The 23,853-nt window shown below is 42.6% G+C and carries 21 protein-coding genes; 2 read left to right on the forward strand and 19 right to left on the reverse strand.

Annotated features, from left to right (window positions below; genetic code table 11):
* Positions 1 to 283 precede the first annotated feature (283 nt).
* The 11 genes from MHB58_RS16710 to MHB58_RS16760 all read right to left on the reverse strand — a co-directional run bounded on the left by MHB58_RS16710 (position 284) and on the right by MHB58_RS16760 (position 12,849).
* A complete protein-coding gene (locus MHB58_RS16710) occupies positions 284 to 1,699 on the reverse strand; it encodes a DHA2 family efflux MFS transporter permease subunit (protein WP_340735684.1) in 1,416 nt (471 codons plus the stop codon).
* Between the two features lie 463 nt (positions 1,700 to 2,162).
* Positions 2,163 to 2,747 carry a TetR/AcrR family transcriptional regulator gene (locus MHB58_RS16715; protein WP_014822799.1) on the reverse strand — a complete coding sequence of 195 codons (585 nt, stop codon included), beginning with the start codon at positions 2,745 to 2,747 and terminating at the stop codon, positions 2,163 to 2,165.
* A 544-nt stretch (positions 2,748 to 3,291) separates the two neighbouring features.
* Complete coding sequence (gene eno / locus MHB58_RS16720; protein WP_008406351.1) at positions 3,292 to 4,584, reverse strand: phosphopyruvate hydratase; 1,293 nt, start codon at positions 4,582 to 4,584, stop codon at positions 3,292 to 3,294.
* A 76-nt stretch (positions 4,585 to 4,660) separates the two neighbouring features.
* Positions 4,661 to 6,202 (reverse strand): 2,3-bisphosphoglycerate-independent phosphoglycerate mutase, encoded by a 1,542-nt coding sequence (gene gpmI / locus MHB58_RS16725; RefSeq protein ID WP_340735685.1) that lies wholly within the window; start codon positions 6,200 to 6,202, stop codon positions 4,661 to 4,663.
* Positions 6,195 to 6,956, reverse strand: a complete 762-nt coding sequence (tpiA, locus tag MHB58_RS16730; protein WP_008406354.1) for a triose-phosphate isomerase — start codon at positions 6,954 to 6,956, stop codon at positions 6,195 to 6,197. The genes gpmI and tpiA overlap by 8 nt, the downstream gene beginning before the upstream one ends.
* A gap of 185 nt (positions 6,957 to 7,141) precedes the next feature.
* On the reverse strand, positions 7,142 to 8,326 hold the full coding sequence (locus MHB58_RS16735) for a phosphoglycerate kinase (RefSeq protein WP_340735686.1): 1,185 nt from the start codon (positions 8,324 to 8,326) through the stop codon (positions 7,142 to 7,144).
* A 285-nt stretch (positions 8,327 to 8,611) separates the two neighbouring features.
* Complete coding sequence (gene gap, locus MHB58_RS16740) at positions 8,612 to 9,625, reverse strand: type I glyceraldehyde-3-phosphate dehydrogenase (RefSeq protein ID WP_014822795.1); 1,014 nt, start codon at positions 9,623 to 9,625, stop codon at positions 8,612 to 8,614.
* 66 nt (positions 9,626 to 9,691) lie between these two features.
* A complete protein-coding gene (locus MHB58_RS16745) occupies positions 9,692 to 10,753 on the reverse strand; it encodes a sugar-binding transcriptional regulator (protein WP_148271494.1) in 1,062 nt (353 codons plus the stop codon).
* Positions 10,754 to 10,891: 138 nt separating this feature from the next.
* The gene (locus MHB58_RS16750) at positions 10,892 to 11,125 is read right to left on the reverse strand and encodes a glutaredoxin family protein (RefSeq protein WP_065216745.1); all 234 of its coding nucleotides are present in this window, start codon (positions 11,123 to 11,125) and stop codon (positions 10,892 to 10,894) included.
* A 302-nt stretch (positions 11,126 to 11,427) separates the two neighbouring features.
* Complete coding sequence (locus MHB58_RS16755; protein WP_065216744.1) at positions 11,428 to 12,198, reverse strand: TPM domain-containing protein; 771 nt, start codon at positions 12,196 to 12,198, stop codon at positions 11,428 to 11,430.
* Positions 12,199 to 12,258: 60 nt separating this feature from the next.
* The gene (locus MHB58_RS16760; RefSeq protein ID WP_065216743.1) at positions 12,259 to 12,849 is read right to left on the reverse strand and encodes a LemA family protein; all 591 of its coding nucleotides are present in this window, start codon (positions 12,847 to 12,849) and stop codon (positions 12,259 to 12,261) included.
* Between the two features lie 97 nt (positions 12,850 to 12,946).
* Here MHB58_RS16760 and MHB58_RS16765 point away from each other — a divergent pair, with 97 nt between their 5' ends.
* Positions 12,947 to 13,558: a spore coat protein gene (locus MHB58_RS16765; protein WP_008406368.1), complete on the forward strand. Its 612-nt coding sequence runs from the start codon at positions 12,947 to 12,949 to the stop codon at positions 13,556 to 13,558.
* 146 nt (positions 13,559 to 13,704) lie between these two features.
* Complete coding sequence (locus tag MHB58_RS16770; protein WP_008406370.1) at positions 13,705 to 13,881, forward strand: hypothetical protein; 177 nt, start codon at positions 13,705 to 13,707, stop codon at positions 13,879 to 13,881.
* A gap of 79 nt (positions 13,882 to 13,960) precedes the next feature.
* Here the strand turns inward: MHB58_RS16770 and MHB58_RS16775 are convergent, their stop codons facing one another.
* From MHB58_RS16775 to MHB58_RS16810, 8 genes are all read right to left on the reverse strand, one after another.
* On the reverse strand, positions 13,961 to 14,233 hold the full coding sequence (locus tag MHB58_RS16775; RefSeq protein ID WP_340735687.1) for a hypothetical protein: 273 nt from the start codon (positions 14,231 to 14,233) through the stop codon (positions 13,961 to 13,963).
* A 441-nt stretch (positions 14,234 to 14,674) separates the two neighbouring features.
* On the reverse strand, positions 14,675 to 15,130 hold the full coding sequence (locus tag MHB58_RS16780; RefSeq protein WP_340735688.1) for a nucleotide-binding protein: 456 nt from the start codon (positions 15,128 to 15,130) through the stop codon (positions 14,675 to 14,677).
* A 235-nt stretch (positions 15,131 to 15,365) separates the two neighbouring features.
* Positions 15,366 to 15,578 (reverse strand): hypothetical protein, encoded by a 213-nt coding sequence (locus MHB58_RS16785; protein WP_008406375.1) that lies wholly within the window; start codon positions 15,576 to 15,578, stop codon positions 15,366 to 15,368.
* Positions 15,579 to 15,598: 20 nt separating this feature from the next.
* Positions 15,599 to 17,080 (reverse strand): NCS1 family transporter, encoded by a 1,482-nt coding sequence (locus MHB58_RS16790; RefSeq protein ID WP_340735689.1) that lies wholly within the window; start codon positions 17,078 to 17,080, stop codon positions 15,599 to 15,601.
* 124 nt (positions 17,081 to 17,204) lie between these two features.
* Complete coding sequence (gene preA / locus MHB58_RS16795; protein WP_340735690.1) at positions 17,205 to 18,488, reverse strand: NAD-dependent dihydropyrimidine dehydrogenase subunit PreA; 1,284 nt, start codon at positions 18,486 to 18,488, stop codon at positions 17,205 to 17,207.
* Between the two features lie 11 nt (positions 18,489 to 18,499).
* Positions 18,500 to 19,837 carry an NAD(P)-dependent oxidoreductase gene (locus MHB58_RS16800; protein WP_008406380.1) on the reverse strand — a complete coding sequence of 446 codons (1,338 nt, stop codon included), beginning with the start codon at positions 19,835 to 19,837 and terminating at the stop codon, positions 18,500 to 18,502.
* 267 nt (positions 19,838 to 20,104) lie between these two features.
* Positions 20,105 to 21,502 (reverse strand): dihydropyrimidinase, encoded by a 1,398-nt coding sequence (hydA, locus tag MHB58_RS16805; RefSeq protein ID WP_065216739.1) that lies wholly within the window; start codon positions 21,500 to 21,502, stop codon positions 20,105 to 20,107.
* Between the two features lie 822 nt (positions 21,503 to 22,324).
* The gene (locus MHB58_RS16810) at positions 22,325 to 23,842 is read right to left on the reverse strand and encodes a CoA-acylating methylmalonate-semialdehyde dehydrogenase (protein WP_251690313.1); all 1,518 of its coding nucleotides are present in this window, start codon (positions 23,840 to 23,842) and stop codon (positions 22,325 to 22,327) included.
* Positions 23,843 to 23,853: the final 11 nt, after the last annotated feature.

Genomic DNA, 23,853 nt, shown 5'->3' on the forward strand with positions numbered 1-23,853 from the left:
GTCTGGGCATGGAGGGATGAAAAACAGAGCAACCGAAGGGCGGTAGCAAAAAAGTCTCTTAACGCGTGTCCGAAATATTGACAGAAGACCACTTGTTCTAATATCCCCCGGCTTTCTTCTAATAACCGGCTACATTGTTCTAATAAAATGCAGGCACGTCACGAAACTTCTACTATCAGCGCCCTCCAGCTCCGCCCAAACAAAAAAACAGCACCGGCAATTCCCGATGCTGTCCTATAAACGATTCACTATAAATTTGAGCAGTTAATTCATAGCTATTAACTTAATTCCCAACCGGCTTGCTGTTCTTCACGAAGAATGAACCAACCAGACCTAATACTGCAACGACGGTCACGACGATGAATGCTGAGTGTACACCGTGTGCTAAAAATTCTGCCGGTAAGGCGTTGCTGAATTTTTCGATGTAGTTTTGCTGACCGATTGTGAACATTGTAATGGCAACCGCAGTACCTGAAGCACCCGCGATTTGCGTTAGGGTGTTCAATGCCGCTGAACCGTCAGCAAATTTATGTGGTGCCAACGAGTTCATCGCATTTGTTTGTGCCGGCATGATTGTCATCGATACCCCGACAAAGAATACACATAAGTTAACGATAATGATCCAAGTTGCTGTTGTTGCCGAAATCGTCGTTAAGAACACGATCATTGACACTAAAATCAGTGTAAAGCCGATCCGTGTGAAGATTTTCGCTCCGACTTTATCGAAGTTTGTCCCAACGATCGGTGACATGATGATATTTAAGATGTTACCTGGCAACATACATAAACCTGCAGTTAAAGCTGCGAAACCTAATACTGTTTTCAGGAACATCGGCACTAAGATCGCCACCGAAAGAATCATGAACATTGTCGCAACCATCAATGCGACACCTAAAGAGAACATTGGTGATTTAAATACCGATAAGTCGATCATTGGCTCATCCATTTTTGTTTGGCGAATGCCGAAGACTACTAATAAAACGAAACCAACGACAAGTGGCACCCAAACGATTGGTTTTGTAATCGATTGCTCCGCTAACGTTGCTAACGCGAATACAACACCACCGAAACCGAATGTAGAAGCAATTAATGATAATAAATCAATTTTTGGACGTGTTACGTTGGATACATTGTCCACTTTAGAAAGTGCTAAAACGATTACAACGGCATACACAACGACCATAATCCAGAAAATATATCTCCAGCTTAATGAAGATACGATCAAACCTGCGATTGACGGGCCTAATGCCGGACCTGCCGTTAAAATAATCCCGACGATTCCCATAACGGCACCGCGCTTTTGCACCGGGAAAATCAGCATTACAACACTAAACATTAACGGTAGAATAATCCCTGTTGCAAGTGCTTGTACGAAACGACCTGCCAATAATACCGCAAAGTTCGGTGCTAATGCGCCTAATAACGAACCGATTACTGCGAATACAACGGCTGCCACTACTAACTGACGTGTTGTAAACCAGCGTACTAAATAAGATGATAATGGAACTAATACGGCTAATACTAATAAGTAACCCGTTGTTAACCATGCCGCTGATGCTGCTGATACACCGAAGTCATCCATAATATTTGTTAACGCCATGTTTAATGCCGTTTCACCAAATAAACCAACGAATGTACTGATCATCAGAACAGCTGCCATACCTTTTGGGCTTTTCACATTGAATAAAGGTGCTGCCATTTTTTTCTTCCTCCAATTTTATAAGACTCATTTATGAAAGATGATAATTGCTGCGTATCATACTTTTTGCTGTTATAGAACGATTTTTCAAACAGCACGCTTTAAAATATATCAAATTTTTTCATGGAAATTCAATCGCTCAAGAAAAAAATATTAGACCGGTCGTTATAATTGTGAACACCCATTATCCATTTTTAACCTTAACTGGGCCTATCTTTCGTAGACATTTTTTAACATATTTTTATGAAAACGATTGCACTTTTTTCAATAAATTATAGATAGAAACAACAAGAACGTTGCTACATCAACATTTGCAAGCAATTTCAACTCCATTGCTATGAAAAACAATAAATTTGCAAGAGTTTTCCACACACTTATATCGAAAATCAGGCTAATTGTGAACAACTTTTATTTGCGACAACAACAAAAAGGCCTGTCCAGAAATCCTATTCCGGACAAGCCTTTACTTATATTGTGCAAGCAACGCAGGGATGACTTTGCTTATATTTAATAACGGTTCATTCGATCGCTGGGACAGTGACAGTGTAACGGCCCCTTCAATCATCGCACTTACCGCTTTACTAAGTGTAACCGCCGCTTCATCACTAAACCCGTTGGCAATCAATTTTGTATAGTAGATTGATTCCCAGTACTTATACGTATCGCCACAAACTTTCCGCAAACGCTCATTCATAAAGGCCGATTCCGCCGCAAGCAGCCCGAATGGCATCATCGTATAGGAATGCTCCTCTAGTCCATTTTCCACATCAAATAAGTCGGCCATCGCCAAAATATGGGCATTCAGCGCTGCTCCTACATCCACGAACTCATTCATATAATGCTGAATAACCGCGCCAATCCGCCGTTTTGACAGCACGATCGCTTCTTCCGCAAGTTGCTCTTTCCCCTCAGGAAAATAGTGATAAAGCGACCCCTTTGGCGATCCCGATTCGCTTATAATCTGATTCAAGCCGGTCCCATGGAAACCTTGAAAGTAAAACAACCGCGTAGCTGTTTCCAAAATCTTTTCCTTCGTTTGATTAGACATATCGTTCTCCCACCTTCTATAACAACTGGTCTAATTGATACCGGTCAAATTTGAATAGCTTAAACATATCACAAATTCTCCCGCTTATATAATAACCTGATGCCAACGTTCACAAATTTTCAATAACTCCAAGGAATGTGTTGCCCCCGGATCTTCTAATATATCCGAAAATGTTCTAATATAAATTTATTTGTTCTAATATATTGCCGATCTTCTAATATAGGTGCCCAATGTGCTAATAAGCCCTCCGAAAGTTCTAATAAAGCTTCTACATGTTCTAATATCCCATCATATTTTCCAATAAACCACTCAATTGTTCTAATAAAATCAAAGCTCGGCTTCTTCTCCGCGAATTTTAACTTCCCACACCGGCAAATTCAGCTTCCCTCCCCCTCCAATTCACAGAACTTCTAATATCCCAGCCATTTCTTCTAATACCAACTAAAAATCTTCTAATAACCCGCCTTAAACTTCTAATAAAATCAACAACCCCCACCACACAAAAAAGCACCCGCCAAAAAGCGAGTGCTCGTTCATGAAACAATTATTTAATATTGTAGAAAGATTTTAGCCCTTCAAAACGGCTAGTTGCGCCTAATTGGTCTTCGATGCGTAGTAATTGGTTGTACTTCGCAACGCGGTCCGTACGAGATGGTGCACCTGTTTTGATTTGGCCTGCATTTGTTGCAACAGCGATGTCAGCGATTGTGTTGTCTTCTGATTCGCCTGAACGGTGAGAGATTACTGCTGTGTAGCCAGCGCGTTTCGCCATTTCAATTGCTTCAAATGTTTCTGTTAATGTACCGATTTGGTTTACTTTGATTAAGATTGAGTTGCCAACGCCTTCTTCAATCCCGCGAGATAATTTCGTAGTGTTTGTTACGAATAGATCGTCACCAACTAATTGTACGCGGTCACCAATACGCTCTGTTAATAGCTTGTGGCCAGCCCAGTCGTTTTCATCTAAACCGTCTTCGATTGAGATGATTGGGTATTTAGAAGTTAATTCTTCATACCAAGCAACCATTTCTTCAGAAGTTTTTTCTACGCCTTCACCAGCTAAAACGTATTTGCCTGTTTCTTTATTGTAAAGCTCAGAAGAGGCAACGTCCATTGCTAAGCGGATTTCTTCGCCCATTTTGTAGCCGGCTTTTTCAACTGCTTCGATGATCACCGTGATTGCTTCTTCGTTTGAACCTAAGTTTGGAGCGAATCCGCCTTCGTCACCTACAGCTGTGTTGTGGCCTTTTTCTTTCAATACTGTTTTTAAGTTATGGAAGATTTCTGTACCCATACGTAATGCTTCTTTGAATGATTTAGCACCTACTGGCATTACCATGAATTCTTGAATGTCCACGTTGTTGTCCGCGTGTGCACCACCGTTTAAGATGTTCATCATTGGTACTGGTAATTGCTTCGAATTGAAGCCACCTAAGTATTGGTATAAAGGAATGTCTAAGTAGTCAGCTGCTGCGTGCGCTACTGCCATTGACACACCTAAAATTGCGTTTGCACCTAATTTACCTTTGTTTTCTGTTCCATCAAGTTCGATTAACGCTTGGTCGATCACAACTTGGTCCAATACAGAATATTGACCTTCAAGTTCTTCCGCGATAATTGTGTTGACGTTTTCTACCGCTTTTTCAACACCTTTACCTAAGTAACGGCCTTTGTCTCCATCGCGTAATTCCACTGCTTCATATTCACCAGTTGAAGCACCAGATGGCACGATAGCACGGCCGAATGCGCCTGATTCTGTGAATACTTCTACTTCTACTGTTGGGTTACCGCGAGAATCTAATACTTCACGAGCATATACTTGAGTAATGAATGGCATAATAAAAAACTCCTCTATTGATAAATTTAGTAGGTGCTTGCACAAGGACAAGCTATATAATTAACCGCGCGATCAATTACTGTTCGCTTGGCATAACTAACGATTTCCCTGTCATCTCTGCAGGCTGGGCAATATTAAGTAATTCAAGCATTGTCGGTGCTAAATCAGCTAGGATGCCGTCTTCATACAGCACGACACCAGGCTTTGTGACAATCACCGGCACCGGGTTTGTCGTATGTGCTGTCATCGGCTTGTCATCCAGTGTCACCACTTCATCCGAGTTGCCATGGTCAGCTGTAATGATTGCATAACCGCCTTTAGCAGTAATTGCATCAACGACTTTACCTAGGCACTCATCCACTGTTTCAATTGCTTTTATTGTTGGTTCAAGCATTCCGGAATGTCCGACCATATCCGGGTTTGCAAAGTTTAAAATAATTGCATCGAACTTTTCTCCTGCAATAGCTTCCAGTAAAGAATCTGTCACTTCATACGCACTCATTTCAGGCTTCAAGTCGTAAGTCGCCACTTTTGGAGACGCGATTAAAATACGCTCCTCGCCAGCAAATGTTTCTTCACGGCCACCGCTCATAAAGAACGTGACATGCGGATATTTTTCCGTTTCCGCAATGCGAAGCTGTGTTTTGCCAGCCTTTGAAATAACCTCACCGACCGTATTGACTAAATTATCATTTTCGTATGCTACATCTGCTACGACATCATCGCTATAATGTGTAAACGTAACGAATTTCAGATTCGTCGGGTGATTTTCAGAGCGTGGCATTGCATCAAATTTTTCATTCGTCATTAAAGACGATAATTGAATCGCACGGTCCGGACGGAAGTTAAAGAAAATGACCGCATCGTTCGTGCTGATCGTTGCGGCAGGTCGGCCTTCTTCAGTCACGACAAACGGCACAACGAATTCATCAGTCAATTCACGTTCATAGGAAGACTGGACACCTGCTGTTGCGGAAGAAGCTGTTTGTCCGATTCCATCAACTAATGCATTGTACGTTAAGCCGACACGTTCCCAGCGACGGTCACGGTCCATTGCATAGTAACGGCCATGAATCGATGCGAACTTCCCGATTCCGATTTCTTTCATCTGTTTTTCTGTTTCCAAAATATATTCAAGTGCTGTCGTTGGACCGACATCGCGGCCATCCAGGAAGCCGTGAACATATACTTGTTCAAGACCATTTGCTTTAGCCAATTTCAATAAGGCAAATAGATGCTCATAGTGACTATGAACACCGCCATCTGATAGAAGACCCATCAAATGGAGCTTCGAACCATGTGCTTTTGCATGTTCAACAGCCGCAAGAAACGATTCATTGCGGAAGAAATCCCCATCACGAATCGATTTGTGAATACGTGTCAGGGACTGGTATACAATGCGTCCAGCCCCGATATTCAAGTGTCCAACTTCAGAGTTCCCCATTTGGCCTTCCGGTAGACCTACTGCTTCACCACTTGCTATTAAAGTTGCATGTGGGAAGGCTTGCCAGTAACGGTCGAAATTCGGTTTATTTGCTTGTGCTACGGCATTACCTTTTACTTCATCACGAAAGGCAAAGCCGTCTAAAATAATTAATGCTACGGGTTGTTTAGGCATTTGCTGCCGCCTCCAATAATTTCATGAATGATGCTGGTTGTAGGCTTGCTCCTCCTACTAATGCGCCATCGATATGTTCTTGTGATAAAAGCTCTTCAATGTTCTCAGGCTTTACACTGCCACCGTATTGAATGCGCACTTTTTCAGCTGTATCTTTTCCGTATAATGTTTCAACCGCCAGACGGATTGCACAGCATACTGTATTCGCATCTTCTGCAGTAGCTGTTTTCCCTGTTCCGATTGCCCAGATTGGTTCATACGCAATGACCATATGCTCAACTTCAATTGGAGCAAAGTCTTTTAACGCTTTTGTAATTTGGCGTGCTACTTTTGCTTCGGTTTGACCCGCTTCACGCTCTTCCAATGTTTCGCCGCAGCAAATAATCGGTACAATACCGTAATTAAGAGCAGCACGGACTTTTTTGTTGATCGCTTCGTCTGTTTCATTGAATAGCTCACGACGCTCCGAATGCCCTAAAATGACATAATCGACATTGACATTCGAAAGCATTTTCGGGCTGATCTCGCCTGTAAATGCTCCTTCGTCTTCAAAGTGCATGTTTTGCGCGCCAATTGCCAGGCTTGAATCTTCTGCCCCTACGACAAGTGTCGGTAAATATAATGCAGGTGCACAGATGACCGCATCAACTTTATCCGGAGAAGGAACCTCTTGTTGGATTTCTTCGATAAAATCAACTGCCTCATCAAAGGACTTATACATTTTCCAGTTTCCTGCTATGATCGGTTTTCTCATTCAAAACCCTCCGTTTTTAAAAGATTCTGTTCAATCATGCCGTTGTTTTCCGCTACGGCGGACGCTTTCCCCGGGCGCGGCTCAAGCCTATAGTCTCGAGTATCGCGCTTTTCCCGGTAGAGTCGCCGCCTTCGCTCCAAACAACTAACATCCTGTAGTCACAGATAATTTATCCTATTAATGATTTATTTATCGTTTAACGCAACAATTCCCGGTAATTCTTTACCCTCCATTAACTCTAATGAAGCACCGCCGCCTGTTGAAATATGGTCCATTTTCGAAGCGACTTCGAATTTTTCTACCGCTGCAGCTGAGTCACCGCCGCCGATAATTGTGTAGCCGTCTGTTGTTGCCATTGCATCCGCTACTGTTTTCGTACCGTTTGCGAATTTTTCCATTTCGAATACACCCATTGGTCCGTTCCAAATGATTAATTTTGATTGCTTAATTACTTCTGCATAGTTTTCAGCCGTTTTCGGTCCGATATCCAGTCCCATCCAATCAGATGGAATTGCATCGATTGCCACAACTTGAGTTTCCGCATCTTTAGAAAACTCGTTTGCTACGACAGCATCGACCGGCATATGCAGCTGTACACCTTTTTCTTTCGCTTGTTCGATAAAGCCTTTTGCCAGCTCGATTTTATCTTCTTCCAGCAATGACTTCCCGATATCATGACCCATCGCTTTTACGAACGTAAATACTAAACCGCCGCCGATAATCAGGTGATCCACTTTATCCAACAGGTTTTCAATAACCCCGATTTTATCTTTAACTTTCGCTCCACCAATAATCGCTGTGAACGGGCGCTCCGGATTGGATAAAGCTTTCCCTAATACGTCCAGTTCTTTTTCCATTAATAGACCTGATACAGCCGGTACATGTTTTGCAATGCCCTCTGTTGAAGCATGCGCACGGTGAGCTGCACCAAACGCATCATTTACATAAAGATCCGCTAATTTCGCAAACTCTTTTGCCAATGCTTCGTCGTTTTTCTCTTCGCCTTTATGGAAACGAACATTTTCAAGCAGGATAATTTCGCCGTCTTGCATATTGTTAACCGCTGCTTCTACATCTGAACCAATTGATTCATCCAATTTTTTGACTGGCTTGTTCATTAATTCCGAAAGACGCTCGCCGACTGCTGTTAAGCGCATGTCCTCATTCACTTCGCCTTTTGGACGGCCAAGATGTGAAGCTAAAATTACTTTTGCTCCAGCGTTTACTAATTGTTCAATTGTTGGAATAGCTGCACGAATACGCGTTTCGTCGGTAATGCGGCCCTCATCCATCGGCACATTAAAATCGACACGCACAAATACGCGTTTTCCTTTTACATCTACATCGTTCATTGATTTCTTTAAAAACATACTGAACATCCTCCTTCATACTCGTTCGTCAATTATTGTGGATTGTATACTCGTTAGTTAAGATAGTAACAAAATTCGATAAGGCTGTCTTGATTTCGCCTCTGTTTTGTATATTTTCCTTATATCCGAAAAAAGAGCGGTCCGGGTGAGTCCCTGCCGCTCTTTTACCCTTATTTATTATAAGGTTTACCTGTATTAAAGGCTATACTTTTTATGCCCATTTCCTTTTAATATGTCACACTTTTTCTTTAATTCCGAAAAAGTATGTCACATTTTATCGAAATATTATGCTTTTTCGATTCCTTGTTTAGCGATATATAAAGCTAAATCCATTAAACGAGTAGAGTAGCCGATTTCGTTATCATACCAAGAAACAACTTTCGCCATACGACCTTCCATTACCATTGTTGATAAACCATCAATTGTAGATGAAGCCGGGTTACCATTGTAGTCGATAGATACTAACGGTAATTCGTTGTATGCAAGAATTCCTTTTAAATCGCCTTCAGATGCTTCTTTTAATGCTGCGTTAATTGAATCTGTTGTTACGTCTTTATCCAATTCAACAACTAAGTCAACACATGAAACGTTTGGTGTTGGAACACGCATTGAGAAACCGTCCAGTTTGCCTTTTAATTGTGGCAATACTTTCGATACTGCGATTGCTGCACCTGTAGTTGTCGGAATCATTGATACCGCGCCTGCACGTGCACGACGTGGGTCAGAGTGCGGGAAGTCAAGGATACGTTGGTCATTTGTATATGAGTGAATTGTTGTCATCATACCGCGTTTGATGCCGAACTTTTCATCCAACACTTTTGCAAGTGGTGCTAAACAGTTTGTCGTACAAGAAGCATTTGAAATAACATCTTGTGCTGGGTCGTAATCTTCGTGGTTAACGCCCATTACATATGTTGGCATATCGCCTTTTGCTGGTGCAGAAAGGATTGCTTTTTTCGCGCCGGCTTCAATATGTTTCGATACTTCTTCCATTGAACGCCATCTACCTGTACATTCTAAAACTACATCTACACCAAGTTCACCCCATGGTAATTGTGCAGGATCTTTTTCTGATAGCACTTGAATGCGTTTGCCGTTTACGATAAATGCATCTTCTTCCGCTTGAACGTCTGCATCATACACTCCATGTACTGAGTCGTATTTTAATAAATGTGCAAGTTGTTTCGCATCAGTTAAATCATTTACTGCAACTACTTCAAATTCCTCGTGCTTCATTGCTTCACGGAATACTAAACGTCCGATTCGTCCAAAACCATTGATTGCTAATTGTAATGCCATGTGTAATTCCTCCAATAACTTTATTATTAAAATAGTATGGGTAAAATCATACTTTTAAAAACATATTTAATTTTTAAGGATTGTACTTGCAGTTTGCTCATCTGTAATCAAAATCGTTTGCGGTGCAGCGTTTTTAAAATACGCCTGAATCGCTGCAGCCTTATTTCTGCCTGCCGCAATGGCAAGAACATGTTGCGCTTTGTTAACTTGATGACGCTGAATTCCAATTGTCCTCAGATGATGGACAATGTCGCCATCTGCATTGAAATAGTAGCCAAATGCTTCGGCAACCGCGCCTTTTTCTTCAAGTATTTGCTGCTCCTGCTGTGAGCTTTTACGACGAAGTGCCATTTCCTGTGCTGCACCGATTCCGTGAATCACGATATCCACCTGTTCATAAAGTGTAATCATCTCCCGGATAATCGGTTCATCCTTCATCGCTTCATATGCCTGCTCACTTAAATGCTCCGGCAAAAACAATGTGCGGTAGGTTGCTCCGCATCTTTTTGAAAACTTCGAAACAATTGTATTCGCCTGGAATGTCATCTCATCGCCCATACCACCGCGTGCCGCAATAAAGTTTGCGTCGCTCAGCACCGGGACATCCGATAAATATTCCTTCATCGAAGCAACACTGCTGCCGCCTGTCACCGCAATTTTCGCTTTTGCAGGTGCAATCTGCTGTAGTACTTGTGCCGCAACTTTACCGAGCTGCTGCTTTACCGTTTCATCCTGTTCGGCATCACCTGGCACAATGATGACACGTGCGATGCCAAAGATGTTTGTAAGCTGCTGTTCCATCGCTACAATACCGGAAAGCTCACGATACAGTTCGTAAAGCTGCTCTATTACTTCATACCCTTTTGGCGTGCAAATCATGCCTTTTTTTTGAATCAAGATCAATTGCTGCTCGCTCAGGACCGTTGTTTCATTACGGATATCACGCTCTGTCATCTGAAGCTGTTCTCCTAAAGCACGTCTGCCAATCGGGCTAAATGTCGCAATTGCTTGTAAAACTCGAAACCTCTTTTGAAAAAGAGCATCAATTTCAGGCATTAGTTTACGCTCAGCTGCAAAAAATGAAATATCCGTCAAAAAACCACCTACCTGATTTATCTTGTTGGACAATATATGTCCCACATAAATATTTTATGTCCCACATGGGGTAAAAAAAAGAATTTCTGACTTCATTATAGATCGTCTCGGAGTGATTTGCAACTTTTATGACGGAATTATTCGCAAAAAATAGCGAACAGGCACCGATAGCTAGTCCACCAGTGCCTCATACAATGTCGCATAATCGAGCTGTCCGTATTGCACAACATCCCCGTTATACTCAACAACAGGAATCATGAGCATATACTTTTCATGCGCTTCATCATCTTCTTCTATATTATAATGTTCAATCGTAAAGTCGATGTCTTCCTGCACAATTTTTAACGTTTGGAGTCCTTCAATGCAAAGTCCGCAGTCCGGTTTTGAATAAAATTTGATGATCATTGGCAGTTCCTCCCTTTTTTTATTATTATAGCTGATGATGGTGGGGATGGCGGGGATTTTATTAGAAGTTTTTTTGATTTATTGGAACATCCGGGTTGGTTATTAGAAGTTCTCTAATGCTTATTAGATAATGCGGGGCACTTATTTGAACATCGGCCACTTATATTAGAAGTTCCGTGTTTTATTAGAACTTTTACTGGTTTATTAGAACATCCCGCCAACCTATTAGAAAACCGCCGCCTCCCGCACCAAAAAAGCATCCCACCCGCAAAGAGTGAGATGCCTGATGCCTTGCCTTAAACCTAGAACTTCCTGCCCGCGCCTCCGCCGAACGAGCCGCCTCCACCGAAGCCGCCAAAGCCGCCCGATGAACCGCCGCCACCGCCGAAGCCACCTCCAAAACCGCCGAAACCGCCACTACGGTATACCCTGCGTGCTGTGCGTCGGCGTCCACCTGGGCCACCGCCACCTCCAAACTTCGTAATGATGAAGTAAATAATAATGATCATTATAATGAAACCAATTGAAATCCCATCATCATCATTTGATGCAACAGGCTGTACTAGATCCGCACCGCCTGCTTCACCACCCATTTCTTCATAAAAAGCGGAGAAAATACTGGCAAACGCATTCGTATAATCACCATCAGCTAGATATGGCAGCATATACGTATCGATCATGCCGCCGAGCTTTCCGTCCGGATATTCTCCTTCCAGACCGCCGCCGACCGTAATCCACACATCATTTTGCCCCGGTCCTTGCTCAGTTGTTGCAAAAATAAGCATGCCGTTATCAAGCGCTTCATCACCGATTCCCCAGCTGCGCATCGTCTCCGTACCAAACTCAAACGCATCCATTCCATCGATCGTATCAATCGTCATCATAACAATGACATTTCCCGTTGAACCTTCGAGCGCTTTTGCCGATTGGATCAAGTTTTGTTCCACATCATCGGACAAAACGTTGGCGTAATCATAAACGTAAGAATTGTAAGCCGGTTTATCCGGTATGGCTGCCATCGCCTGGATTGGTACGAGCATTACCCATATTAAAAGCGATACCAATAGTCTCACATACAGTCCCCCTTTTCAGAAGCTTCGGTCATGCCGCAAAGCTCCTCATGACTCCCATCTTTAATCGCCAAAATCGACAGCCGGTGCTTCTTCCACACCTTCTTTAATTTCGAAGTAGTCTTTTTGTTCAAAGCTGAACATGCCCGCGATTAAGTTTCCTGGGAAGCGGCGAACATCATTATTAAACTGCTGAACCGTGTCATTATAATCTTTCCGCGCTACCGTTAGACGATTTTCCGTCCCTGCCAATTCATCCATTAACCTCGCAAATTGTACATCCGCTTTTAAATTCGGATAGTTTTCAACTACAACGAGTAAACGGGACAATGCAGAAGATAGCTCATTATTAGCATCCGCCGTTTCTTCTACTGTATTGGCATTCCCGTATTGTGTTCGGGCATCTGCAATCTGTGTGAAAATTTCTTCCTCATGTTCGGCATAGCCTTTAACCGTATTTACTAAGTTCGGCACTAAATCAAATCGACGCTGCAGCTGGTTTTCGACTTGCGCCCATGCTGCGTCCACCGTTTCTTCACCTGTTACCAGTTTATTGTATTTTGGCACGACAAGCATTGCCGCAATGACGATCAATACAACAATTGCAATAAGGGCGACCAATACGGCACTGCCTCGTTCATTTTTTTTAAACATTTGCCCCATCCTCTCTTTTTTAAAATTAGCGTATAAAATTACGGTTCGTTTCCACAATAAGAGCGTACGAAATTTCTTACTATGGAGGTTTTTATTAATGTATACCCAATCATCTCAATCTCAAGACAATCAAATGCCCCTTTCAACAAATCATGGTGCCCATGAACTTCTGGATGTTCATGAAGTACTAAGCGCTATGATCGGCGGATTAAACCAATATGTTTTACTTCGCGACCAAGTTCAAGATAGCGAGCTTCTTTCTATTATGGATCGCCAGTATGCGTTTATGCTTGATGAGTATAATATTACTGTGGAGGCCTTTAAAACAGGTCATGATCCAAAACATCCTACACGCACCTACAATATGAATATGGGCAACGATACTATTTACGGCTTAAAACCAGGTGAGCCGAAAAAGCCGATCACTTCGGCAAGTGAAATTAATGATGGCATTATTTCAGGTTTCTTGCTCAGCTGCCATAAAGCTGGGGCTACAGGAAAAACAGGTGCTGCTTTAGAAAGCACAAACCCGGTAGTACGTCGCGTGCTACAAGATTCAGTACCAAACTGCATTGAAATGGCCTATGAAATTTCATTGTACCAAAACAAAAAAGGCTATTATCAAGTGCCACAACTATCTCCACAGGACATGAGCGCAATGCTCAATATGTATGGCAAAGCAGATCAAGCGAAAAACATGCCTAACTAGTATGCCCAATAAACTATACGAACGAATCATTGTATAGTTTCAATTTTTAAATAATTCATCCAATATTTACAACAAATATTTCAGGTGGATATACAAACAATAAGAACGGTGCTCGTTTCACCTACTACGATGAAGGAGGGGCTTTTATGAAAAATATTCGTGAAGGTTTAATTCCGACTGTACTTGGATCAGCTGTCACTGCAACGGGGTATGCAATGAAACAAAAAATCGGTACGAACAAGATGCTTGCCAATACCATTTTCGGTTTCGGTCTTGCCCATATTGTATTAGGAGCAATTGACCTTGTAGAACATCGTAAGTAAGAGCAGGATATCCTGCTTAGAAAAAGCTGGCTTAAAGAATCTTTACGGTTCTTTATGGCCGGCTTTTTTATCGCACTAATTAATTAAATAAGAGTAAAACAATACCCACAAAAATAATCATATTTGCTGGAATAACATAAAAATACATTTTCTTGCCTTTCTCTTGCCTTCCATTTCCAGCTTTGTTGAATAAGTATTCAAAGAAAAAGCTAGATCCACTCAATACAGTAGCTGCAAAAGCATAGGGAACAGCATTACTTGTAAAAAAGCCAGTAAATACTGGAGAAAGGACTAATAATAATACGAGTAGACTTACCGAAATTGCGTAACGATCCAAGTGTTTTATAAACAATTAGTTCAACCTCCCATCCTTTCTAATAACTACTATAAAGGATATATTGAGTTAATTTAAAGGGAAAAGAAGGCGCAAATCCCTTAGAAAAAGCTCATCAGTTATTGATCCTTTATGACGATCGATACAAGAGTTTAAACATTTTACCCTTTCAAGGTCTGGTAATGCGGATTAATGGACACTATTCGAAAACACATCAAAAAAAGCACAAACGCTGTTATATCAGTGTTTGTGCCCTATCCTTTAGAACATCCTTTATACACCTTTTTATACAATCCCCACAAACCCTGATTACACGGTATTTTCACTGAAAGATCTGGTGGAACTCTCCGCTTGTCTTTTGGTCGCTCCTTTTTAGGTGTAATATAGTGAAGCAGAAATCACTGTTCGCCAGCACACCCCCTGAATGTTCAGCTAAAGGTCAACCCCCTTCAGCCCGATTTAATCCATGTTATAACCACACTCCTCGCAAAACTTTTTCGGTTCATCGTAGCATTCATTGCAGTTGGCGCAATTATATATATATGACGCCGTAATATCATCAATCGTTTGCTTTACTTTATAGTCGGGCACTAATTCCTCCTCTTCGACACCCGCTAATTTACTAAGTTCATTTAATTCTTCAATATCTTTTTCCAGCTGCGCAATCGCGTTTTCTTTCGCCTCAATTTGTGCGAGCTGATAATTCACCATGCTGACCGAAAACAGGCTGTTGCGGTTCAAATTGACGATTTCCCCGATTTGCTGTTTCAGTATTTTGATTTCTTCTTCAATTCCATTGATTTGTTTTCGCAGTTTGGACCGGTCGACCGCAAAAGACGTTTTACTGCTAAGCGTTGTCACCTTCTTGTTGACTTTCTTCCTCCATTTCTGAAATGTGCCTTTCCCTTCACCCATAAAAACCCTCCACTTCAATCAGAAATTTTTCTGGATTCAACTGGTGCATCCACTTGTTCTTCTTCACAATATGTATTTCCATGTCGAAATATGCCTTTGTTATAAATTGAAATTTCAGTCAGTGTGGATTTTTTCATCCCCCACGGAGTAGAAGGAACTCAAGCTAACTACCCGTTCCCCGTAAAATAATAAAAGGCGCATCCCGTAAAGAAATGCGCCCGCCCGATTCAAATTTTCAACTGCTTATTTGTTCCAATAATTTACTGGAGAAATATTTCCGCGTATCTGCCATTTTAATATGCAGTAAACGCTCTTCAAGGCTTACCGGATGGATAAACGTAACGAAAGCCCCTTCCAGATTTTCATCGATCGTTTTAATCATATAATTTTCAGCAAGCAGTTCATCAATTTGCTGAATTTCTTTTTCTACAAACTGAAATTCTGACATGATTGCACCTCGTTTACAATTTAATCTGTGGAAGCTGTTTGTTGAACACCAATCGGTTCTGGAACAGCGTCAATTTCCCAGCTGCGTCCTGCTGTAATACCTAAATATTCATCATCGCTCGGATTCATGATTTCAGCTTGCGGATACTTTTTGAACCACCAGTATTTCGCCAGCACATAATAGATTGCTGCCCCTACAAAGAAGCCGACAAGCGAAGAAAATGAAGGCCAAATATTCGCGATCAAACCGCCAAGCACCCAAGCAATAATACCCGCTACATTGACACCTTTTAAATAGCGATATTGCCCTTCCACCTCATAAAGGTCCTTTACATTTACTCGTCGCTTACGGAGCAAGTAATAGTCAGCAAATAAAATACCGACAATGGAAGAAAGGATTCCGCCGACAACGAGCAGAACGCTATTTAAAATATCGAACAAACTCCAAGGCTGTACAATCGTTCCGACAATACCGGCAATGACTACACCAATCCAGAACGGTACTTTCGGTCCGCCGATATTCGAGAAAATCGTTGCAGCCGGAATAACGTTGGCGGACGTATTTGTCGACCACTGTGCAAGTACGATCATTGATAACAGCATCACTAGGACAATACCGCCCGCCGCTTGCTGTAGTGCGTTGATTGGATCACCTGAGCCAGTCGCCATATAACATACCGCACCAATGACGATCATCAGTGTATTGAAAATAGGCTGAACGACAAGGGAACCAAGTAACTGTGTTTTATTTCGTTTGAACCAGTTACGCTCATTTTTCGGTGCTTTGAAGTGACGGGAAAGCGTTGGCATATCCGCAGCAAGCGTTGCCCAGAAGCCCATGATTGCCGTAGCGACTACCATGAATGCCGTAAACTGTTCAAAACCTGTTTGTGGTGCTTCCACCCAAGACCATACCGCTTTTCCTTGCTCTTTCGCTTCAGCAGATAATTGCAAATACATCCAAATTGAAATAAAGATAATAATCGGTGCAGCGAAATCTGCGAAACGTTCAATCGATTTAATCCCTAGAGACACATTGAACAATTGCAATGTCGCAAATACAAGGAAGCAAATAAACCAGTTGTCAAAGCCGAACATAACATTCAGAATGCCGTTAATCGCCAAAGCCCCGAAATACGTGTTAATCCCGAACCAGCAAGACGCTGTAAACGCACGGGCAAATGACGGGAAGTGCGTACCGATCGTTCCGAATGGGGCACGCATATAAACAGGAAACGATAATCCGTGTTCAACACCGATATCCCCGATGACAACCATGAAAATCCCGATTAAAATCGAGCCAACCAGTGTCGCCAGGATGAGCATCGGCATACTTAAATTTACAATTCCTCCTGCACCGATTGCAAATGCGGCAAGTACGATGGCCATCCCTACCCAGATGACGCCAAAGCCCATCATACTAATACTGCGATTCTCATGTGTGACAGGAAGTAAGTCTGGTGATTTTAAATAGTTACTACTTGTGCTTTTTCTGTCTGACATCGCTACACCTCTCTTTATTCAATTTTTGGTCCTACAGGAAATGGACAGTCAGCCGTTTTCGCACGATGCGACACTGTTAGGCTGACATCCATTCCTTTAAAAATCAGTGATATCCGCCAAAACCCTACCTCGCAATACTTGAACTGCTTGGAGCAAAACCTGCAATTAATTTCTGTCTTTCATTCCACGTCATCGGCGGCTGTGTCGGAATAAGTTCCTTCATCGTAATCGCACCTTCAGCCGGACAAACAATCGAACATAAGTTACAGCCAACGCAGTCTTCCTCACGCACTTTCAGCATTGGACGGCCATCTTCTGTATACAGATCGATACATTGATGGGACGTATCTTCACAGGCAATATGGCATTTATTACAGTTAATGCAAACATCATTATTGATCTCTGCAACAACTTTATAATTTAAGTCCAAATCTCCCCAATCCGAATATTTCGGTACTGTTTTCCCAACAAGATCCATGACCGATGCTAAACCTTTATCGTCTAAATAGTTGTTTAAACCATCAATCATATCTTCAACAATGCCAAAGCCATGATGCATTGCCGCTGTACAAACTTGCACACTCGTCGAACCCATTAAGATGAACTCAGCAGCGTCCTGCCAGTTCGAAATACCGCCAATTCCGGAAATCGGTAAATTGATATACGGACTTCTTGCACATTCACCAACCATGTTCAGAGCAATTGGCTTAACGGCCGGTCCGCAATAACCGCCGTGCGCCCCTTTATTGCCAACATGCGGAATTGTGTTCCAAGAGTTTAAATCAACACCAGCCAAACTATTGATCGTGTTGATCATACTAATCGCATCAGCACCACCGCGCACCGCCGCTTCAGCCGTTACAGTAATATCCGTAATATTCGGTGTCAATTTGACGATGACTGGTACTTCAGCATATTCTTTCGCCCAATAAGTCTGCTTTTCCACCAGTTCAGGCACTTGACCCGAGGCGGCTCCCATGCCACGTTCCGCCATACCATGTGGGCAGCCGAAGTTTAATTCGAAGCCATCTACCCCAACATCCTGTACTCTTTTCACAATTTCATGCCATTTTTCTGCTTTCGGCTCCACCATTAACGATGCGATGATCGTATGATTCGGGAACCGCTTTTTCGTTTCATAAATTTCCTGTAAGTTCACTTCGAGCGGTCGGTCAGTGATGAGCTCAATATTGTTGAAACCCGCCACCTTTTGCCCATTGAAACTGACAGCAGCAAAACGTGACGAAACGTTTAAAATAGGATCCCCCAACGTTTTCCACACAGCGCCGCCCCACCCCGCTTCAAATGCACGCTGCACTTGATAGCCGGAGTTTGTCGGCGGTGCCGATGCCAACCAAAAAGGATTCGGTGACTTAATACCAGCAAAATCTATTCGTAAATCTGCCATTTCAATTCCCCCTATGCAATTTCTGAATTTGCGTTTAGTTCATAATGAATCGCGTAAGCCGAATCTTTGCCTTGCTGCGCCGCTGATACAACTGTCGCCTCACCGTATCCGTTGCCGTAAATCGCATCACCGCAAGCGTAAATTTTCGGATTCGATGTCTTCAGGCTATTATGATCTACATCAATCACACCACGTGTATTTGCCAACCCTAAATGCTCAATCAGCTCATACTGTTTCGTTTGACCAATCGCCCGAATAACCGCATCCGCCTCAATGACAAATTCAGAACCAGGAATCTCCATTAATGTCCCTTTTCCATTTTCGATGTCCGTCAGTTTCATTTTGATGCATTCCATTCCGATCACTTTCCCATTATCATCGCCAATAATGCGCTTCGGTAATGTCAGCCATCTGAATTCAACACCGTCCTGTTTCGCAAAATCAAACTCAAAATCGTACGCCGTCATTTCGTTTGATGTACGACGGTAAACGATTTGCACTTGCTCAGCACCCAATCTTACAGAACATGTCGCTGCATCAATCGCCGTATTACCGGCACCAATAACTAGCACTTTTTTACCTAGCACTCGATCTGTGAATGAAGATTTTGATTCCTTCACAAAATCAATCGCATCATACACACCGTCCAAGTTTTCGCCCTCAACGCCAAGCATCGGTACTTTGCCCATACCAACCGCCACAATGATGCGGTCATAATTTGCAAGCAGTTCATCTACCAGTACATCTTCGCCGATTTTCGTACTCGTTTTAATTTCAACGCCGAGGTTTTGTACTTGCTGCACTTCCCATTCCACAACATCCTGCGGTAAGCGGAATGAAACGATCCCGTAATAATTCAGGCCGCCCGCTTTTTCATCTGCTTCGTAAATCGTCACACCGTACCCTAGCAATGCCAGTTCACGTGCGGCAGATAACCCTGCCGGCCCGCTTCCGATAATCGCGACTTTCTTGCCGTTTGCCGGTTGTGGTGTAAACAGATTGACATTCGACTCACGCAGCCAATCCGTTGCATAGCGCTGTAGATGACCAATTTGAATCGGCTTTTCCTCACTGTTCAACACACAAGCCCCCTCACAAAGCTCGATCGTTGGACAAACACGTGCACAGCTTGCACCTACCGGATTTGACTCCATAATGACACGCGCTGAACCTTTCATATTATTCGAAGCAATCTTCTTAATAAAGCTTGGAATATTAATGCTCGTTGGACATGCCTTCACACAAGGTGGATCGTAGCAATACAAACAACGATTCGCTTCAACAGTTGCCGCGTATGTTGTTAAGCCACCAAATATTTCTTCAAAGTTTTTCGCTAAACTATTGCTCATTTCATAACAACCCTCTCCAGTTTGATTTGTTATTACTTTTAGCTATATCTTCGTTAACCTTTACAGATGATTTGAACGCTTGTTTTATTAAATTCAGCCGATGCCCCAACCACCTGCTGAATGAAGATAAGCCCCGGCGGATATCACAGATTTTTTAATGGAATGGATGTCAGCCTTAAAACGTCGCATTGTGCAACAAAGGCTGACTGACCCACGTCCTGTGGGCCTAAAATCTGGACGCAATTACGCAAAAGCGAATTGATTGTGTTATGAAGTTACTTTAGTGGAACCCTTTACTTCACGACGGATATACTGGCCGCTTCCAAGCTGTCCGACGAATTTTTTATCTTGAATAACATATTCACCGCGCACAAGCACACTTGTCGGCTCACCCGTCACTTCAAGCCCTTCAAATGCGTTGTAGTCCACATTCATATGATGCGTTTCTGCTGAGATCGTACGTTTTACTGTTGGATCGAATAATACGATATCCGCATCCGAACCGACCGCGATCGTTCCTTTTTTAGGGAATAGCCCAAAAATTTTCGCAGACTGCGTCGAAATCATATCAACAAACTCATTTTCTGTAATGCGGCCTTTCGCTACACCTTCCGAATACAGTACAGAGAAACGGTCTTCGATAAACGGCCCGCCATTCGGAATTTTCGAGAAGTCATCTTTCCCTAATGTTTTCTTGCCGTTGAAGCTGAATGAACATTGGTCTGAACCAATCGTTTGCAGCTGCTTCGCCTTCAATGCATTCCACAATACTTCCTGATGCTCTACCGGACGTAACGGTGGTGACCATACATATTTCGCGCCCTCAAAATTCGGCTTTTCCAAAGCTGTCTGGTCAAGCACTAAATACGGCGGACAAGTTTCCCCTAACACGTTGTAGCCTTTATTACGTGCCGAAATGATTTCATCGACCGCTTCTTTACACGTTACATGCACGACATATAACTGCGCTCCCGCTAAGTTCGCCAGTTCAATCGCACGCTTCGTCGCTTCGCCTTCTACTTCAGGCGGACGAGTAAGCGCATGATAAATCGGCTCCGTCTGACCATTCGCTTTCGCTTCTTCTACTAGCTCATCGATAACCGATCCGTTCTCACAATGGACCATAACCGTTGCGCCAAGCTTCTTCCCGACTTTAAACGCCTGGAATAACGTACGATCCGTCGCCTGGAACTCCTTCGCATAAGCAAGAAACACTTTGATCGAGCTGATCCCGCCTCTTTCCAATGCTTCCGGTAATTCCTGCAGGCGCTGCTCATTCAAATCACCGATCATTAAGTGGAAGCCATAGTCGATCACGGCCTTATCTTGTGCCTTGCCATGCCACGTATCAATCGCATCCATCAATGTTGGCGAGCCCGCACTAATACAGAAATCGATAATCGTCGTCGTTCCTCCGTATGCCGCAGCAATCGTTCCTGATTGCCAGTCATCATCAGTTACCGTATTGTTGAACGGCATATCAAGATGGGTATGAGGGTCAATACCACCCGGGAATAAAAGCTTTCCTGTTGCATCAATAATTTCTGCTTCCGCATCTTCTATTTTTGCTGCAATTTGAGTGATGATCCCGTCCTCAATCAGCACATCCCCTTTAAACGTATCCGCAGCAGTAACAATTGTTCCCCCAGTAATAATCTTTTTCATATGAACCCTCCTAGTTTTCTAGTAATTTCTATTGAAAAAATGAAAAACCAAAGCGCAGATTAATTTCGATTCTAGTACTATTAACTTTTGAGAATATTTACTAGTTTTTAAGCATATAATTTAATATATAGTATTATATGTAACAATTAGTAACATAATATCTAATTAACGGAAAAAATTAAAATAAATATTTTCTGTTAATAAAACCCTTGTAAATTCTTCATATATATAACTTTACTGAATATTTAGAATAAAATTAATATACAAAAGGTAATTTTTTCCGTAAATATTTTAGACAAAAGGTTAAAAGTTGTCAGGAAATATACTGTATTTATGTAAGTTTTTCTAACATAATGTATTGTTTTTGTCGGGTATCTAGTAGGCGGAAGCTTCGGTGAAGAGTTTTCTAGTATGTTACGGAGTTGTTCTAATATATTTTTATTTGTTCTAATAAAGTTTGGATTTTCTAATATATCCTTCTCTTGTTCTAATATGTGTTCGCCATGTTCTAATTTCTCCCCGCAATCTTCAAATATCCATTCTGTTCTTCTAATATCCGTTGGCAATGTTCTAATAAAACTATAACCCGTTTACTCACCCGCCCAAATCAGTACTTGCAGAAACCATTACCGCCCAATCTTCTAATAAAAAACCCAACTTTTATAATAACCGGTCCACTTCTTCTAATAACCGCTCTCATTGTTCTAATAAAACTATAAACCCGCCTTCACCAAGCCCAAATCAGTATCCACCCTCCCCATCATCCCAACAAAAAAACAGCCTAACCCCATATCGGGAATTAGGCTGTTATTTGCATATATTTTAGTTGTTGCTAGGGAAAGCGAATGTCGATGCTGTCGTTTCTGTTGTGTCTGGCCAGCGTTCCGATACCGTTTTCGTTTTTGTAAAGAATCGGGCCTGATCCGGACCAAACATATGCCCTTCACCAAAGCGCGAACCTTTAAAGCCGGCAAAGTTATGATAGCCGACAGGGATTGGAATCGGCACATTGACGCCGACCATGCCTACATCAATCTCCGTTGTAAACTTGCGTGCTGCCGCCCCATCATTTGTGAAGATCGTAACCCCATTCGCCAGATCCTGACCGTTAATGAAATCAATCGCTTCCGCAAGCGAGTTTACACGCACAACATTACGAGCCGGACCGAAAACTTCCTCATCGAAAATTTCCATCTCCTTCGTAATATTGTCCAGTAACGTCGGACCGACGAAGAAGCCTTCCGAGTTTTTCACGATATCCAGTTCGCGGCCGTCCACTACAACTGTCGCACCTTGACGTTCAGCTAAATCAATTGCTTTCAAAATATTCTCTTTCGACTCTTTTGAAATGACAGGACCAAAATCCGTCCCCTCTTCTTTATAGCTGCCCACTTTTAAGTTGCTAATCTTCTCTTTCAAAATCGCCACTAGTCGGTCAGCCGTCTCTTCACCAACCGGCATAATTGTAGAAATCGCCATACAACGTTGGGAAGCCGCACCATATGCTGCACCGATAAACGCGTTCGCCACTTGCTCTAAATCAGCATCCGGCATAACAACCATATTATTTTTCCCGCCGCCTAAAGCCGTAACGCGCTTACCGTATTTCGAACCCGTTTCGTAAATATATTTCGCAACAGGTGTCGAACCGACAAATGAAATCGCTTGAACAGTCGGGTTTTCCAGCAGCTCATTTACTGCATCTTTACTGCCGTTTACTACTGTCCAGATCCCGTCCGGCAATCCTGCTTTTTTCCATAATTCACTGACAAACAGCGAAGTCATCGGCACCTTTTCTGATGCTTTTAAAATAACAGCATTCCCAACAGCGACTGCCATCGACGTTTGCGCTAACGGCACCATGATCGGGAAGTTAAATGGCGAAATTGCTGCAACAACACCTAAAGGGTACTTCGCAGAGTAGGCATTAATTTGACCACCTACATTTACCGAATATTCCCCTTTCACTAAATGAGGTGCACCGATTGCCAAGTCAACCGATTCCAGTGCACGTGTCACTTCACCGCGCGCATCCTCCAACGTTTTCCCGCTCTCCGTACAAATAATATCCAATAGCTGATCCATATTTTCTGTCAGTAAAAATCGGAAACGCATCAATACTTCCGCACGCTTCGCAACAGACAGATCACGCCATGCCGGAAAAGCCGCTTTTGCTGCTGCAATGGCTTCACGTGTTTCTTCAGCTGTCGCAATCGGAACTTCGGCAATTACTTCGCCTGTCGTCGGGTTATACACTTTTGAATAGTTGTTGCTTTTCCCTTCGACCAATTCCCCATTGATAAAATGTGTTAATTTTTTTACCGAAACCGCTTCTGTCATTATGAAGATCC

It is taken from the genome of Solibacillus sp. FSL K6-1554, assembly GCF_038005185.1.
GTDB classification, from domain to species: domain Bacteria; phylum Bacillota; class Bacilli; order Bacillales_A; family Planococcaceae; genus Solibacillus; species Solibacillus silvestris.